Genomic DNA, 16,558 nt, shown 5'->3' on the forward strand with positions numbered 1-16,558 from the left:
ATTACTGCACTTCCTTTCTTCTCTTGGTCCATTCCATCAACAGCAGCAGACCTGCGGAAAATGCAGCCAGAACTAGCGCTATTCCTCCAGCAGCCGTTACATTAAAATTCTCAACATCCTGATAGACTAAAGTTGTCGCCGTCTGGGTTTTATTCATAATGTTCCCCGAGACCACGAGCACCGCACCGAACTCTCCAAGTGAACGTGCCACCGTAAGAATGACACCATACACAACCGCCCAACGAATCGAAGGCCAAGTTACCTTCCAAAAAATAGTCCAGCTACGAGCGCCCAATGTCGAAGCCGCTTCCTCCTGCTGTGAACCAATCTCCTGAAGCACCGGCATCACCTCGCGCACCATTAAAGGAAAGGTAACAAATAAAGTGGCAATGATCATTCCGGGAATCGCATAAACGATCTTTAGTCCAATCCCCTCAAAAATCGCCCCCAAGGTACTATCGGGACCCAGCAACAGGACAATCATCAATCCTCCAATTACAGGGGATACTGCGTAAGGCAAATCTACAATACTGTTCAATAATCCTTTTAGACGCTTGCCGATCCAGTTCGCCCGAACAAGATACAGTGCCATCATAATACCGAACAATGTATTTAATAACGTAACTACTATCACAACAAGCCCAGTCATCATAAGCGCATGCAGCGCTTCGGGCCTAGTCAGTGCATTCCAGAATCCACCAAATCCTTCACTAAAAGCACCCATAGCCATTTTTCCTAATGGAGCAGCAATCAGCAAAAAAAACACTAAATAAGTAAGAGCAATCCATAGTTTTCTCATGAGCGTCTCCCCCGCATCTGCAGCATATTAATCAGCCAAAGAATGAGAAAGGATAAGGTCAAGAGAATAACAGAAACCGCAGCGGCGGAGACCGGATTATCACTTTCAACTTCACCAAAAATAAAAACAGAAGATACAAGCGTACGGCCCGGAATATTCCCTGCGACGAGTACCACTGCACCAAATTCCGCAAGCGCTCTTGAAAATGCGAGCATCCCACCACTGATCATCCCAGGCGCCATAGATGGAAGAATAACTTGCCAGAATACCCTTGCCCCCTTGGCACCCATTGTATATGCTGCTTCCTCTTCGGATGGATCCAACTCCTCCAGCAAGGGCTGAACCGCTCGAATCACGAATGGAAACGTCACGAACACCATAGCAACTACGATAGCCGGTTGATGAAAAACAATTTCAAATCCAAGTGCCTCAACTGCTTTGCCGATAAGACTACCTGGTCCAAGCAGCAGTAGAATCATCAAACCTCCGACAGCTGTTGGAAGTGCAAAAGGTAAATCGACCAGACTGTTTAGCAGCGCTTTACCAGCAAATTGATAACGAATAAGGACCCAAGCAATCATAGTTCCTAACAAGACATTAATTAAAGTAGCGATAATCGCCAGCTTTAAGGTTAACAGCACCGACTTCCAAGCAATTGGATCGCTGACGCTTTCCACAAAATTGCCAAAACCAAGAGAAAAAGAGTTGTAATAGACCCCGAGTATGGGCAACACGATCAATACTACAAAATAGAGCAAAATTGTAGTTCGGAAACCCCAAGTCCAGCCTTTGTGTCTAAGCAGCGAATTCAATGATTTTTGCCCTCCCACCTCCGGATAACCGGTCGGTATACTAACCAAAATCCTCATTAATTATTCCTATTTATATACTTGGTTTTATATTATTACTACTTTACCAAATCCTTCTCACCGCCGTCAATTACTTTCAAGTGAATTTGGGTTAAAATATATGTATCAAAGGTATACTAAAAAATGGCACCTCACAGGAAGGGGAATGATTATGTTGCATACTCTGGAGATCACTACTACAAAGCGGGATGAATTACGTGATATTACTCGGGAAGTCATTTCTTATGTAAAAAAAAGTGGAATTCAAGACGGATTAATTGTAGTTTATTGTCCTCACACCACTGCTGGTATTGCTATTAATGAAAATGCGGATCCTGATGTGAAGCATGATGTTCTGATGCGTCTGGATGAGGTCTACCCTTGGGAGCATCCGAAGTATCGGCATGCGGAAGGCAATACTGCCTCTCATCTTAAATCTATTACTACCGGGCCTTCCCAGACCCTGATCATTCACGAAGGTGAATTAATTCTCGGTCGTTGGCAAGGTATTTATTTCTGTGAGTTCGATGGACCTAGACGCCGGCAATGTTTCTTAAAAATAGTAGAGGGATAATAAACATACAAATGGCCGCTTCCGTTATCGCTACGGAGCGGCCATTTAGACTATAACCAGAGTCTAGTAATACTTTCATCAAGCAGAGAAGCAGTGTTATACCAATGCACAGCTTTAAAGTGAAGATCTATAAAAAAAACAGCATGTTAAAGGCTGCGACATAAAACCTTTATATGAGCTAACGCTGCCTCTTTCACATCGTCAAACGATACTTTATCCTGGATATAATAAGAAATAAATCCGTGTGCAGACAAGAACATTGTTAACGGCACATTCTGCCAGTCCTCAGACACATATCCCTCTTCCTTCATATGACGGCGTACAATACTTGAGAATAAATCAAAACATCGTCCCTGTTCTGCTCTACAATAAGCTAGCAATTCCTCATCGCGAATCATGAACATAATTTCATATTGATAGGGATGATCTATTCCAAATCTAATAAATTCCATAATCAGCTGTTCTACCCTTGTCATGCCTTCTTCAGGCGGTTTATTCATTACTTGGCTGAGTAAAGCAGCCACATGATTAAAATCCTCTACAACAATAGCGTAGAACAACTCCGCCTTTTCCTTGAAATGATAATAGAGAGAGCCGTGGCTATATCCCAAATGCTGACCAATACTTCGCATTGAAATTGCCCGATACCCTTTGGTTATAAATAGATGCCTAGCGGCCTCTAGAATCCTTTCCCTCGACAACTCCTGCTCCACTGCTCTCCTTGCCATATACTAATCCCCTTCGCTGTAGTAAATCCGCCGCCCTTCTGTTATCAGGGCTTGCCCTTGGGTTAGATCTGTCATCCATGCCATAAAAGTCTCACCCTCATCATTTCGCGGCAAACATAACAACGTTACTTTGTCGGTGAACAAAGTCTCGCCAGTCTGAATCCCTCTTCCTCGAAGTTCGTTCTCAACCTTGCCCAGCCAAGTGTACTCGACCTCTACGAATACCTCCCGTCTCAGTACACGGGTGATTACTTCTCCTGCTTCAAGCGCAAGCACTGCTCCATCCGTATAAGCTCTAATCAGCCCACCGGCACCCAGCATAATGCCTCCGAAATAACGGGTAACTACGATTGCGACATTTTTAACTCCCTGATTGCGGATTACTTCCAAAATCGGTTTGCCGGCTGTACCACTCGGCTCCCCGTCGTCCGATTGCCTCTGGATTTCGTCTCTCTCCCCAATCACATAAGCAGAACAGTTATGCGTTGCGTTCCAATGTTTCTTCTTGATGTCCTCGATAAACAACAAAGCTTCTTCTTCATTCTCCACTGGCATAACATGACCAATGAAGCGAGATTTGCGGATCACAACTTCCTTTGAGCCGGAAGAGCGGACCGTTCGATAGTGTTCTAACATAATTATTCCAGTCCTTATTTACATATGATGTCTTCATATAATGTCAGGAGCAGTCCCGGTATTGGATTACCTATGGACTGCTCCTGGTGACTTACATTAGTATGAATGTTCTGTGATAACTAGCTATTGTAAAACCTACTGCAATACTATTCAGTAAGTCTTGCTTCTAGCTCTGCTTTTTCTTTTTCGTAACCTGGTTTGCCAAGCAATGCGAACATGTTTTTCTTGTATGCTTCTACGCCTGGTTGGTCAAATGGGTTAACACCGAGCAAGTATCCGCTGATACCGCAGGCTTTTTCAAAGAAGTACACCAAATATCCAAAGGTGTATGGTGTTTGATCAGGAATAGTAACGATAAGGTTAGGTACTTGACCATCTGTATGTGCAAGCATTGTACCTTGGAAAGCTTTCTTATTCACAAAATCCATAGTCTTTCCTGTTAAGAAGTTCAAGCCGTCCAGATCATCCGGATCATTCTCAATCGTAACATGATGAGCTACTTGATCTACTTGGATAACCGTTTCAAAAATGTTGCGGTTACCTTCTTGGATAAATTGACCCATGGAGTGTAGATCTGTGGAGAAATCAACGGAAGAAGGATAAATTCCTTTGAAGTCCTTACCTTCACTTTCGCCAAACAATTGTTTCCACCACTCAGATACAAAGTGTAAGGAAGGCTCATAGTTGACGAGGATTTCAGTTGTTTTACCTTTACGGTATAGAGCGTTACGAACTGCAGCATATTGATAAGCTTGGTTAGTAGCTACATCTGGATTGTTGAACTCATCCGCAGCGGCAGCAGCACCTTGCATCATTTCTTCAATGTTAATGCCAGCTACAGCAATCGGCAGCAAGCCTACAGGTGTCAATACGGAGTAACGTCCGCCTACATCGTCTGGAATGATGAAGGATTCATAACCTTCTTCAGTTGCCAATTTCTTAAGGGCACCTTTTTCCTTGTCTGTAGTAGCGTAAATGCGTTTACGAGCTTCTTCCTTGCCGTATTTCTTCTCCAGCGCAGCGCGGAAAATGCGGAAAGCAATTGCTGGCTCAGTAGTAGTTCCTGATTTGGAGATTACGTTCACGGAGAAGTCTTTGCCTTCTACTAGATCAAGCAGATGCGTGATGTATGTAGAGCTAATGTTATTACCAGCGAAATAAACTTCTGGAGTTTTGCGTTTATCTTTAGAAAGGTTATTGTAGAAAGAATGCGATAGCGCCTCAATAGCTGCGCGTGCTCCCAGATAAGAACCTCCGATACCAATTACAATCAGCACCTCGGAATCGCTTTGGATCTTCTTAGCAGCTTGTTGAATGCGAGCAAATTCTTCCTTATCGTAAGCTGTCGGCAGATCGATCCATCCAAGGTAGTCAGAACCTACACCAGTTTTGTTATGCAACTGTTCGTGTGCTAGCTTAACTGGGGCGGCAAGGTTGTCGATTTCTTGTTGGTTAAAAAACGAAAGAGCTTTTGTGTAGTCAAAATTAATCTTCTTAGACATCGGTAATGGTAACCTCCTGTTTATCTCTTTAAATTTAAAACCGTTTGTTACAACTTTATAATTAGGATACTTTAATTTGCCTTGACTGGCAAGGTCTTAGGGCACATAGAGGGCATTAGAACCAAGTTTTCCAAAGTTCCTTGGAAGCGTTTCCTGTATCAAAAGACATGGGTGCGCTGTGGTGCTGGACAAAGTGCCGTGATAGAATAAAGAAAACGGAAGGTGGCTATATAAATGAAACAAATCGGTTTTATCGGACTCGGAACAATGGGTGCGCCTATGGCCTCCAATTTACTACGTGGCGGCTTTCAGGTTACGGTATACAACCGTACGGCAGCCAAATGTAAACCTCTTGAAGCAGAAGGTGCCCAGACTGCTCTCACGCCCCGCGAAGCGGCTGAGGGTAAGGATGTTATTATTACCATGATCAGCAATGATGATTCGGTTCGTGAAGTGTTTTATGGTCAAGATGGTATTCTTGATGCTGTGAAGCCCGGTGGACTAATTATTGATTCCAGCACAATTTCACCGGGACTGGTTCGCGAAATTGCCGCCGCTGTAGAAGCTCGTGGTGGACATTTCCTAGACGCTCCAGTAACTGGAAGCAAACCAGCAGCGATTGAAGGAACCTTAGTGTTCATGGTCGGCGGTAGTGCTGAGGTCATAGAACAACATCGTGATATCTTTGATACTTTGGGTAAGAAGCTGCTACATATGGGTGAAAACGGCAGCGGTGCTGTAGCCAAGCTGGCTCACAATGCTATGGTCGGCATTCATAATGTTGCCCTAGCCGAAGGGTTCGCCATTGCCGTTAAATCAGGTGTACCAGCAGACAAGTTCTTGGAACTGGTACAACTTGGTTCAGCGGGCAGCAAACAAGCTGAGCTTAAAGGCCGTAAAATCATAGAAGATGATTTCAGCAATCAATTCTCCCTCGCTCTAATGCTTAAGGATTTGAAGCTTGCCTCTGCCCATAGCGATTCAACAGGCGTTCCTTCTCCTATGCTGGGCTTGGCTAAAAGCATGTTCCAAGCTGGATTCACCCAAGGTTATGGTGAAGAAGATCTCTCTGCCGTAGTGAAATGTTACGAAGAGTGGATCGGCCAAAAGATGGGTGCAAATGTATCCGATAAATAAATTCAAGAACTCAATACCTACTTCATAAGAACATTTACGACCGCCCCGCACATGATATTGCGATGCGGTCTTTTCTTTATAGACAATCCCATTGTCAAACCAAATATAAGAACGTTTGTTTGTATATTTATAATACCAAATTAACTGTTTTAGTGCAAGAAAATATTGGTTGCTGTGGAGTTACTCATAACGTTGTGGCGGTGTTGGTGGGATAGTTACTAAGAAGGTCGCGAAGTACTGGTTAGTCGCAAAAAGTTACTGAATTAGTGGTGAAATGCTGGTTAGTTACTGGTGGAGTTACTGATGAGTTGCTAAATAGTCACAAAAAAGTTACTGAGGGAGTGCTGAAATGTTGGGTAGATACTGGAGAAGTTACTGGATAGTTGTTAGATAATTTCAGAAGAGTTACTGAAGGAGCGCTGAATTGTTTGATAGATACTGGAGAAGTTGTTGGATAGTCACTGGATGAGCTGCTGGTTAGTTGCTGCTTAGTTACTGGAGGAGTCACTGGGTGAGCTGCTGGTTAGTTGCTGCTTAGTTACTGGAGGAGTCACTGGGTGAGCTGCTGGTTAGTTGCAAATTGTTTACCAAGATGATCGCTTGATGACTACGGTATATCCCGTATTTTCTGGAACCTCTCCCTCGCTCCAAACCTCAAGCTCCTTTAACTAAGTAACCTCTGCGGTACACAGCTATCTCTATCGGACTCAGCTGACCTTATTCGCAGTATAATCTCACATTTGGCATGCTATCGGACTCCCTAGTCACTATTGGCATAAAAAGCGCCAATTATGAGACTATTTCCATGGAATAGTTGCACTGGTGTCCGAAAACTTGCTCAAAAGACTATAAATTTGCTAATAGCGTCATCTGGGTCCTTAAGCGGTAGGATTGGGGTTGACCCGGTTCTAAATTGGTGATGATCCAGCGTTAACGTCATCTGGGTCCGTACGCAGTGGGTTGGTGCGGACCCGGCGCCTAAAGTTGGTGATGACACTGCGCCATCGGACTCAGCTGACCTTATTCGCAGTGTAATCTCACATTTGGTATGCTATCGGACTCCATAGTCGCTATTGGCATAAAAAGCGCCAATTATGGGCCTATTTCCATGGAATAGTTGCACTGGTGTCCGAAAACTTGCTCAAAAGACTATAAATTTGCTAATAGCGTCATCTGGGTCCTTAGCGGTAGGATTGGTGTCGACCCGGTGCTACATTGGTGTTGATCTAGTGTTAACGTCATCTGGGTCCGTACGCGGTGGGTTGGCGCTAACCGGGTGCCTAAAGTTGGTGATGACACAGCGCTATCGGACTCAGCTGACCTTATTCGCAGTATAATCTCACATTTGGCATGCTATCGGACTCCATGAAGCTAGAATAAAAAGTGGACAGTAGTTAACAGACTGGCGATAATGAGTCCACGGAGGTGTGTTCACATGGGAGAACATCGACAACGGTATAACGAAGAATTTAAAAAACAGACAGTGCAGTTCATTCAAGAGCAAACAAAGACAGTGGGCGACTTGGCGGAAGAGCTCAACATCCCAAAAAGTACCCTGCATCAATGGATGAGCCAGTATCGAGAACTAAAGAATGAACCGGCAGCTAGCGTGGATCGAGTACGGGAACTCGAGGCACAGTTGAAAGAAATGAGCCGTCAACTTCAAGAAAAAGATAACAAGATTGCTGATGTGGAAGAGGAATTAGCGATCGTAAAAAAAGCAGTGCACATCTTCAGCAAACCAAGGAACTGAGATTCCAGTTTATTGAAAAACATCGCTCCGAGTTTCTCTTGGAGAAGATGTGCATGACCCTACATGTGTCACGGAGCGGGTACTACAAGTGGCGGACAGAAAAAAACAGTACGCATATGCTTCGTAAGGCTGCGATAATGAAGCGAATTCAGTATCATTTTGCAGACCATCAAAAGCGGTATGGGAGTCCGAAGATCACCCGCCTGTTACATCAAGAAGGTTATACCGTTACCGAACGCACGGTGAGTGTGTACATGCGACATATGAAGCTTCGCTCCATTGTCTCCAAAACGTATCGCGTACAGACCACTGACTCCAATCATGACCATCCGATTGCCCCGAATACGCTGAACCAGCAATTTAAAATACTCAAACCCAATTCAGTATGGGTTACCGACATTACGTACATTCCTTGCCGGGGAGGGCGCTTGTACCTGGCTAGTGTAATGGACCTTTGCACGCGCGAAATCGTGGGGTGGCGCTTGGAGAACCATATGGAAACTAGCTTAATTTCGGGCGCCTTACAAGATGCTTACGAAGCTAAACAACCGGAAAAGGATCTATTACATCACTCCGATAGAGGTTCTCAATATACTTCTCATGAATACACGAAGCAGTTGAAAGCGTATGGCATGGAGTCCAGCATGAGCCGCAGAGGTAACTGTTATGATAACGCCTGTATCGAGTCGTGGCACAGCATTTTGAAAAAGGAGCTCATTTATTGTAATCCACGATTCAAAACTAAGGAGCAAGCCTACCAGACACTTTTTCAATATATTGAGTTTTATTATAACCGCAAGCGAATGCATTGCGCGCTGGGGTATCTTTCTCCAGTTCGTTTTGCTGAGCAATTGACTAGAATGTCTGTTGCGTGACTGTCCACTTTCTTGACAGAGGTCCACCATAGTCGTTATTGGCATAAAAAATGCCAATTATGAGGCTGTTTCTATGGAATAGCTGCACTGGAGTCCGAAACCCTATTCAAAAGGCTATAAATTTGCTAATAGCGTCATCTGGGTCCTTAAGTGGTAGGAATGGTGCTGACCCAGTGTTAAATTAGTGTTGCTCCAGCGCTAACGTCGTCTGGGTCCGTACGCGGTGGGGATGGTTATGACTCAGTGCTAATTTAGTGATTATCCGACCCAGCCCTAATGTCATCTACTTCCTTAAGCTGCAAAAGGAGCATAATGAATACATAATTGAACATCAAGCAATCACCAGCTACAACAAAAAGCAGCGATCCTCCAATAACGGGAGAACCGCTGCTTTGCTGACTTCTACGATTTTTAAAGTGTATCCGGGTCGTCTCACTCAATGAAAAAAGCTACTTATAGGACAACCCTTAGAAAAGTCTGTTTTCTATAGAACCGGGTAAGAACAGCAATAATCAGTTACTTCAAATACTTCCAACGCAAATTTAGAGTTGCCAGGAACATTGAACGTTGACGCTCCCTTAATCTCCTGCCATACCTCAGTGCCAGGAAGCAGCACTTTAAGATCGCCGGACAGAATCTCCATAATTTCAGGACCATCTGTACCAAATTCATACACACCCGGCAACATGATGCCCAGTGTCACCTTAGATCCATCTTGCAAAATTACCGTACGGCTGGTTACTTGTCCGCCATAATATACATTGGCTGCTTTTTCGATCGTTGCGTTGTTAAACTGACTCATTACTTGTTCTCCCCCTAATGATTATTCAGTTAATTACAGAAGTGCTTTCACACGGCTAACTACGTTCTCTACAGTAAAGCCGTATTCTTTCATAACTCTATCGCCAGGGGCGGAAGCTCCGAAAGTAGTGATGCCTAGGATATCGCCTTGGTCACCAGTGTAACGTTCCCAGCCGAAGGTTTGTGCCATTTCGATAGCAAGACGAGCTTTGACTCCTGGAAGAATTACGGAATCGCGATATTCTTTGTCTTGTTTTTCGAACAGATCCCAGCTTGGCAAGCTGATTACACGAACATCGATGCCTTCTTCTGCCAAAGCAGCTTGCGCTTTAACTGCCAACTGTACTTCAGAACCAGTTGCGATAAGTTGTGCTTGTGGAGTGCCATTTTTGGAATCAGAGACAACATAACCACCACGTTTGATATTTTCACGAACGCCATCTACGGTTCCAGCAAGAATTGGCAAGTTTTGACGGGTCAGAACCAAAGCAACCGGATTCTCTTTGTTTTCCATAGCATAAGCCCATGCTGCAGAAGTTTCGTTAGCATCAGCCGGACGAATAACAGTTAGACCTGGGATGATACGCAAGGAAGCCAATTGTTCGATTGGTTCATGCGTAGGACCATCTTCACCAACTGCAATACTGTCATGTGTCAGTACATAGGTTACTGGCAATTTCATGATCGAAGCCAAACGAATTGCTGGACGCAGGTAGTCAGTGAATACGAAGAATGTTCCTCCGAATACTTTAAGACCAGTGTGCAGAGCAATACCGTTCATTGCAGCAGCCATACCAAACTCACGTACGCCGAAATAAATGTTGCGGCCATCATAAGATTCTGGTGTGAAAGATGTCAAACCATTCAAATGCGTCATAGTGGAGCTTTCCAAGTCAGCGGAACCACCCACTAGCTGAGGAACGCCAGCAGTCAGACCGTTAAGCGCACTACCGGAAGCGACACGAGTCGATACTGCTTTATCTTCAGTAGTGTAAGTTGGAAGGTTAGCATCCCAGCCTTCTGGAAGATCGCCATTGATTACTGTTTCGAATTGTGCAGCCAGCTCTGGATATGCTTTTTTGTAAGCTGCAAATTTATCGTCCCAAGCTTTGTTAGCTGCGATTCCGTTTTTCTTCACTTCTGCAAAATGTGCACGAACTTCGTCAGGCACATAGAAATCTTCTTCGTATACCCATTTGTAGAAATCTTTGGTCAGCTTAGCTTCTTCTGCTCCAAGTGGAGAACCGTGAGTACCGCCATGGCCGCCTTTACCTTGTTTGTTAGGGCTACCATAACCAATAACCGTTTTCACTTCGATCAAAGTCGGTTTGCTAGTCTCAGCTTGCGCCTCAGCAATAGCTTTTTCAATAGCCGGAAGGTCATTTCCGTCTTCTACACGCAGAACTTGCCAACCATAAGCATCAAAACGTTGAGCTACATTTTCGGAGAAAGAAAGATTCAATTTACCATCAAGGGAAATATCATTTGAATCATACAATACAACCAATTTTCCGAGTTTCAAATGACCCGCAAGAGAAGCGGACTCAGAAGAGATCCCTTCCATAAGGTCACCATCACCACAAATAGCATAAGTATAGTGGTCAACTACGTTATGTCCTTCTTTGTTGTAGGTTGCGCCCAATTGAGCTTCGGCCATAGCCATACCAACGGCCATACCAATACCTTGTCCAAGCGGACCTGTAGTTGCATCAACACCAGCTGTGTGACCAACTTCCGGGTGACCAGGAGTCAAGCTACCCCATTGACGGAATTGTTTCAATTCTTCCATAGGAAGATCATAGCCGCTAAGGTGCAGCAAGCTGTACAGAAGCATGGAACCATGTCCAGCGGACAATACAAAACGATCGCGGTTTACCCATGTTGGATGATCAGGGTTATGATTCATTGTTTTTGCAAACAGTTGGTAGCCCATTGGTGCAGAACCCATTGGCATACCTGGATGGCCGGAATTCGCTTTTTCGATAGCATCAATAGCCAACGTACGAATTGTTGTGATAGACAGGTTATCTACTGTTGAGTTTTCTTCCTTCTGGATCGCTTGTTCTTGTTCACTCATTTAATAGTTCCTCCTCTGAAATCTCAAGAATGTCATTTTGACTCTTATTGTATCACTAGTGTGGAAGCAATTCCAATTGTTTTTAAAAACTCTTTGTTTGACAGCTTATGTTTTGCAATATCTACGCATTTATATACGCAAAAGTAACTATGTCATGAGACGGGTTTTTACTTAGCCTATGGTCTAGTTTTCTATTGCGACTAAAGTTTGTTTTACAATGCTCGAATATAAAGTAAGATGGAGTTACTCAAGTAAAATTTTCATTCATTATCCAATATCTCCAAGTGGAAAGGAATTCTGAACATGACTTCGAAAAAGGATGTTTATATTGTGCTTACCGGTACAGGTACAGCCTTCAGTGGTTTCATTAAGTGGTTTACAAAAGCTGATCTGAACCATGCTTCGATCGCCTTTGATAGTGAACTACGTGAGGTGTACAGCTTCGGAAGAAAAAAAATGCACAATCCATTCGTCGCGGGTCTGATTCAAGAAAATTTCATTCACCCTTTTTATAGCAGCGCAAATTGCTCTATTTATCAGTTACGTGTTAGTGCCACGGAATACGATGCCATGTACAATCATGTCCAAGGGATGATGAAAAATCAGGAACGTTATAAATACCATCTTTTAGGCCTGATCGGCGTACTTCTAAATGTTAAAATAGATCGAGAGAACGCTTATTTCTGCTCTCATTTTGTTGCTTCCTTATTTGAAAATACCGCAGTTCAGCCTGTGAATAAGCCTTCCTGCTTTGTTACCCCGGAGGATTTCGCTCTTTCACTCTGTTCCCATAAAATATTCAGCGGCAAGTTATCCTATTATGTGCGTAGAGCTCAAAGAGCCTCTGCGCGTTCGACGAATATACCTTTACATACACCTTCCGTTGCGACAAGAATGATGAGAATGAATGAAGAACGGACTGAAGGAGTTATATAAGTTGTTGCTCGTAAAAAAAGGGCTATGCGATCGTATTTCCGCGTAGCCCTTTTTAGATGAAAAAAGGATAACGTCGTAGATATATCATTACTTCACACGATGGTTCCGAAAATATTCGGACCAATCGCCAGCGATCACAACAGTAACTGTATCTATTTTGGTATTGTACTCATTCTTAGCTGTGAAGGTAAATTTCACTGGACCATCGGGAAGTTTCACAAATGCTGGATCATATAATTCGCCTGTCCACAAGGTTTTGTCACTGTTCGTTGGATTTAGTTGCGTAGAATAACCTCCCGTCATCGTTACCTCAACAGTATCAGGTAGACCGGTTGCTATCCCTTGCAATATAAATCGCTCACCTGCCCAAAACACATTGTAGCCTCTTGGACTCTCCTCATTACCGCTCTTGTTCAAATTGTAGCCTTTACGGTTGTTATTCCATTCCTCTGTGTGCTGGACCCCACCTTTAATACTCAGCAGATTAACCATGAAATATTTACGCGCTGAGATATTACTCCAGTTATAACCATCAAAAGCTTCCACTTCCACGGCATATTTTTCGTTCTCAACCAATATTCCCGCGGGCACTTGCCACTGTTTGGCACTTGAATTTTGTTCGCCAGATTGAACCTTAACCATCCCTGTCGCCAAGTTGATAATTTGTACCTTATACCGCTGTTGTTCATCTCGATCCTCATCTTGATAATCCCACTTGATGATTGGTGTAAGCGTACTTGCGATCATAGGCTTACTTGAGTCAGTACTTGTTGGGTACGTTATCGTTACGGTCGGTTTACGGTTGGCTACGGTGATAATCAGAGATAGCTCTCGATACAGTCCTAGAGAATCCGTAACGGTTTGTTTCAAGGTGAAGACGCCATTTGAGGTGAATTTCTTCGTAAATTCAGCTTGAGTACTAGCCAATCCGTACGTCCCGTTGGATGATTTCAAATCATACTTATAGCTGATCGTATCTCCTTTTGGAAGGTCTGGATCCGTCGCTTTGCTCTTGATATTAAGAAGATCCGTCCGATAAATCGGCTCTTTGGCAGCATCTCTACCTGTATCCGTGATTAATGTGAATCCAGGCTGCGGCGGATTGTCGATGATAAACGTTTTTTCGTTAGATATGTCTGACCAGGATAACTTGGAATAAGCCCGCCCATATACAGTGAAGTATTCAAATCGATTGAATGTATGGTTAGGGAGTTGATATTGCCGCAGCTGACCTGTGGTGTCAAGGTTTTCAACTGTCTTAACTAAGAGTCCGTCTTTTGAAAAAAATTCTAAACGGTACTTCTCCTGCCGATCACTCTCTGGATCTGTATAATTCCATTTAATTAATGGATCTCCTTGTATTTCGGCATCTATTACGGATGGATTGGTTACGGTTCCCGACGGGGTTATCAAGGTCATCGAGGGCGCTAGATTCTTAGTAACATTCACCTTCAACGTAGCTATATTAGACTTATCACCGATCTGATCGATAACCCAGTGTTCCAATGTATAGATACCGGACTCAGGAAAATTAACATCAATATTAGGAGTTCGAAACCATTGCGTAATGCCATCACTATCTGTTACTTTCCAGAAGTATTGCAGACTAGCGAGATCTGAGAGATCTCCATCCTCATCAAAAGATGTATATTGTCGGGTATCATATTGGAATACTGCCGATGGACCATTAATAGCAGCTGTTGGAACATGATTTTTAACAGTAAATACACGTGTTGCATTGGAACTTAAAGCTCCAATACTTGAGGGATTAGGTACGTCTGTTGCTTTAAGGCGCATTTCCCATCCTTCTGATATAGCCTGTTGCGGTGAAATTCCGTTTCCAGCAATAAGATCTCGTATCGTCAAAGATTGGTTCCGGTTACTGCCAGCATAATAATAAGGACTATTGTTGAGTTTGATGTACCATAAATAAGCAAGCGAATCTCCATCTTCATCAGGATCTGGTGTTAGATTATCCATTGTAATTACAGTATCTCGATATACTTCAGCTGGCATGTTAAATGCTGCTGCGGGTGGGTGATTAATCACCTGGACATTTTGGCGATACCAATCTGACCATAAACCTCGGTTGTCATGCACTTGTAAACTAATTTGATAATTACCGATTCCAAAAGCTGCGATATTAGGTGGCGTTGTAGCTCCACCCCAATGCTCCCAAACTTTGTTCCAACCATCTTTGATAACCGTCCAGTAATACATATCTAATGGATCATTATCCGGATCAAACGATTTGTCTGTTATGGTAGTAGCTTTGCGATAGGAAACAATATTAGGATCAACAGTAAATAGCGCTACGGGAGGTAGATTACCTGCAGCCCCCACCGTCCTTACACACCAGTCGCTCCAGACCCCTAACCCATTTTCGCCATCGACATCACGTACTCTAAGGCGTATGTCATATTGTCCAGAACTCGGTAATTGAGCTGGCGGTTGACCGTCTGTCCATATTTCAGAATCAGTTTTTTTATACTGCCATTGCCAAGCTATAAGTCCCTTATTAACAGCCATGATGTGGTCCAAATCGTAGGAACTATCTGTTAGCTGAAGAGATCCCCACGCCAGTTTGGCAGCAAACAATGCAATGGGCTTCCGATGAACATGATAGGTCATTGAGGATAAATTATCTCGACTCCATAAACGATAGTCATCGAATCGGTCATCGTTTTTAGGATTATCTCGTGCTTGAAAGGTTGCGTTATAGAGTCCGCTATATGGAAAGGAGGTATACCTTTCTGAACGCCATAACCCACTATCCGAAATGATACCCATCGAATTATCGAAGAAATACGGGTTATGATCGTATCTATAGCGTTCTTGATATTTAAAATCTCCTTCATAGTCCTTGTATGTGGTTGATATGTCTATAGGAGTGTTAATCAATATAAAGGATTTATTCCTAAGCCTATAGGATACATTAACGACCAACGATTTCTCATCCTTATAATTATAAGGATCCACAACCTTGATAATGATATTGTGCCGTCCAGGAGGAATTCCGTCTGCCAAAACATCTATTGGGATGGAAAACCATTTATTATTTAATGCCTGTTGGATATTGACTTGTTTATAGAACACATTAGGGATTTCAGCACTAACGACTAGATCATTATTGTCCACATCTCGAACATATCCCTCGATGTTCATACCACTGAATCCTGGCTCATTCAGTAGCTGCTGCTCGCTTGGTGTAGTCACTGTGAGCGTAGGTGCTGAATTTATTATTAGAGGTATGTTATCCCAATCATAATATACGTTGTTATGCCAACCATTCATCCATTCGTTAGGTTGGTGTTGCGCATCACTTGCTCTTAGTGCGACTTTAAGAGCTTTTGGAATTCCATACTTCGTTGGATAAGCATAACTTTCATAAAAAGCGGTCGTATTTCTGTCAAGGTTAAACTGAAGACTATCCGAACTTTTCACAGGTGGCATTTCTTCAATTCTCCATGAGGCATCAGTAGCATAATCAGTATTACCACTTCCATCTGTCCTGTACATATAACTGTAAATATTAAGAAATCTAGTACGCTGCGTATCATAGTACCAATTAATATCCCCTGATGTTAAAATTACAGGCGCATCAGGTACATAATCGTAGCGCAGTATTCTTGTTGTTAGATTAAAAGTAATATTGGTTAGGGTCATAGCAGGCATATTCAAATTCAAAGATCCTATATTCCCCATAGCAGGCTCCCAAGGAGTTGTTTTATTAAATCCTTCAAGACGAATATCCATAAAATTGACGATATTTGGGTCACCTGCCGCCTCTACCTTAACACTCCCCGAATAAAATTCAGGGAATGAAAGAAGTAGTAATACAAGGGCCATAAACGTTGAAATTGTTTTTTTTAATTTCCGCATCTCTAATCCT

At 43.2% G+C, this 16,558-nt stretch carries 13 protein-coding genes; 5 read left to right on the forward strand and 8 right to left on the reverse strand.

Going from position 1 to position 16,558, the window contains the following annotated elements; all coding sequences use genetic code 11:
• Position 1: 1 nt before the first annotated feature.
• Together NST45_RS21315 and cysT are read right to left on the reverse strand one after the other, a co-directional pair.
• Positions 2-799 (reverse strand): sulfate ABC transporter permease subunit, encoded by a 798-nt coding sequence (locus tag NST45_RS21315; RefSeq protein ID WP_036681745.1) that lies wholly within the window; start codon positions 797-799, stop codon positions 2-4.
• Positions 796-1,611: a sulfate ABC transporter permease subunit CysT gene (gene cysT, locus NST45_RS21320; RefSeq protein ID WP_036681743.1), complete on the reverse strand. Its 816-nt coding sequence runs from the start codon at positions 1,609-1,611 to the stop codon at positions 796-798. Before cysT ends, NST45_RS21315 begins: the two co-directional genes overlap by 4 nt.
• A gap of 208 nt (positions 1,612-1,819) precedes the next feature.
• On the opposite strand from cysT, the gene NST45_RS21325 reads away from it, so the two are divergent.
• Positions 1,820-2,221, forward strand: a complete 402-nt coding sequence (locus tag NST45_RS21325; protein WP_036681742.1) for a secondary thiamine-phosphate synthase enzyme YjbQ — start codon at positions 1,820-1,822, stop codon at positions 2,219-2,221.
• A gap of 146 nt (positions 2,222-2,367) precedes the next feature.
• On the opposite strand, the gene NST45_RS21330 is transcribed toward NST45_RS21325, so the two are convergent.
• The 3 genes from NST45_RS21330 to NST45_RS21340 all read right to left on the reverse strand — a co-directional run bounded on the left by NST45_RS21330 (position 2,368) and on the right by NST45_RS21340 (position 5,087).
• The gene (locus tag NST45_RS21330; RefSeq protein ID WP_036681739.1) at positions 2,368-2,949 is read right to left on the reverse strand and encodes a TetR/AcrR family transcriptional regulator; all 582 of its coding nucleotides are present in this window, start codon (positions 2,947-2,949) and stop codon (positions 2,368-2,370) included.
• A 3-nt stretch (positions 2,950-2,952) separates the two neighbouring features.
• A complete protein-coding gene (locus NST45_RS21335) occupies positions 2,953-3,585 on the reverse strand; it encodes a YigZ family protein (protein WP_076147476.1) in 633 nt (210 codons plus the stop codon).
• A gap of 146 nt (positions 3,586-3,731) precedes the next feature.
• Complete coding sequence (locus tag NST45_RS21340; RefSeq protein ID WP_036681734.1) at positions 3,732-5,087, reverse strand: glucose-6-phosphate isomerase; 1,356 nt, start codon at positions 5,085-5,087, stop codon at positions 3,732-3,734.
• A gap of 234 nt (positions 5,088-5,321) precedes the next feature.
• Here NST45_RS21340 and NST45_RS21345 point away from each other — a divergent pair, with 234 nt between their 5' ends.
• The 3 genes from NST45_RS21345 (at position 5,322) to NST45_RS21355 (ending at position 8,852) form a co-directional block, all read left to right on the forward strand.
• A complete protein-coding gene (locus NST45_RS21345) occupies positions 5,322-6,224 on the forward strand; it encodes an NAD(P)-dependent oxidoreductase (protein WP_076099037.1) in 903 nt (300 codons plus the stop codon).
• A 1,435-nt stretch (positions 6,225-7,659) separates the two neighbouring features.
• A complete protein-coding gene (locus NST45_RS21350; protein ID WP_036683594.1) occupies positions 7,660-7,977 on the forward strand; it encodes a transposase in 318 nt (105 codons plus the stop codon).
• Positions 7,978-7,988: 11 nt separating this feature from the next.
• Positions 7,989-8,852, forward strand: a complete 864-nt coding sequence (locus NST45_RS21355) for an IS3 family transposase (protein WP_339826219.1) — start codon at positions 7,989-7,991, stop codon at positions 8,850-8,852.
• Positions 8,853-9,336: 484 nt separating this feature from the next.
• On the opposite strand, the gene NST45_RS21360 is transcribed toward NST45_RS21355, so the two are convergent.
• Together NST45_RS21360 and tkt are read right to left on the reverse strand one after the other, a co-directional pair.
• Entirely contained in the window at positions 9,337-9,654 is a 318-nt protein-coding gene (locus tag NST45_RS21360) for a pyrimidine/purine nucleoside phosphorylase (protein WP_036681729.1), read from the reverse strand.
• 33 nt (positions 9,655-9,687) lie between these two features.
• Positions 9,688-11,730 (reverse strand): transketolase, encoded by a 2,043-nt coding sequence (tkt, locus tag NST45_RS21365; protein WP_036681727.1) that lies wholly within the window; start codon positions 11,728-11,730, stop codon positions 9,688-9,690.
• A gap of 303 nt (positions 11,731-12,033) precedes the next feature.
• On the opposite strand from tkt, the gene NST45_RS21370 reads away from it, so the two are divergent.
• The gene (locus NST45_RS21370) at positions 12,034-12,666 is read left to right on the forward strand and encodes a hypothetical protein (RefSeq protein WP_036681725.1); all 633 of its coding nucleotides are present in this window, start codon (positions 12,034-12,036) and stop codon (positions 12,664-12,666) included.
• An 87-nt stretch (positions 12,667-12,753) separates the two neighbouring features.
• Here NST45_RS21370 and NST45_RS21375 read toward each other — a convergent pair whose 3' ends face one another.
• Positions 12,754-16,548 carry a hypothetical protein gene (locus NST45_RS21375; RefSeq protein WP_339823748.1) on the reverse strand — a complete coding sequence of 1,265 codons (3,795 nt, stop codon included), beginning with the start codon at positions 16,546-16,548 and terminating at the stop codon, positions 12,754-12,756.
• Positions 16,549-16,558 lie beyond the last annotated feature (10 nt).

It is taken from the genome of Paenibacillus sp. FSL R7-0163, from assembly GCF_037969975.1.
In the GTDB taxonomy this organism is placed as follows: Bacteria; Bacillota; Bacilli; order Paenibacillales; family Paenibacillaceae; genus Paenibacillus_AQ; species Paenibacillus_AQ odorifer.

Bases quoted from the DNA above. Each gene is read 5' to 3' on its own strand.
- NST45_RS21315 (WP_036681745.1), bottom strand. From the start codon at position 799: ATGAGAAAACTATGGATTGCTCTTACTTATTTAGTGTTTTTTTTGCTG.
- NST45_RS21325 (WP_036681742.1), top strand. From the start codon at position 1,820: ATGTTGCATACTCTGGAGATCACTACTACAAAGCGGGATGAATTACGT.
- NST45_RS21330 (WP_036681739.1), bottom strand. From the start codon at position 2,949: ATGGCAAGGAGAGCAGTGGAGCAGGAGTTGTCGAGGGAAAGGATTCTA.
- NST45_RS21335 (WP_076147476.1), bottom strand. From the start codon at position 3,585: ATGTTAGAACACTATCGAACGGTCCGCTCTTCCGGCTCAAAGGAAGTT.
- NST45_RS21340 (WP_036681734.1), bottom strand. From the start codon at position 5,087: ATGTCTAAGAAGATTAATTTTGACTACACAAAAGCTCTTTCGTTTTTT.
- NST45_RS21345 (WP_076099037.1), top strand. From the start codon at position 5,322: ATGAAACAAATCGGTTTTATCGGACTCGGAACAATGGGTGCGCCTATG.
- NST45_RS21350 (WP_036683594.1), top strand. From the start codon at position 7,660: ATGGGAGAACATCGACAACGGTATAACGAAGAATTTAAAAAACAGACA.
- NST45_RS21360 (WP_036681729.1), bottom strand. From the start codon at position 9,654: ATGAGTCAGTTTAACAACGCAACGATCGAAAAAGCAGCCAATGTATAT.
- tkt (WP_036681727.1), bottom strand. From the start codon at position 11,730: ATGAGTGAACAAGAACAAGCGATCCAGAAGGAAGAAAACTCAACAGTA.
- NST45_RS21370 (WP_036681725.1), top strand. From the start codon at position 12,034: ATGACTTCGAAAAAGGATGTTTATATTGTGCTTACCGGTACAGGTACA.
- NST45_RS21375 (WP_339823748.1), bottom strand. From the start codon at position 16,548: ATGCGGAAATTAAAAAAAACAATTTCAACGTTTATGGCCCTTGTATTA.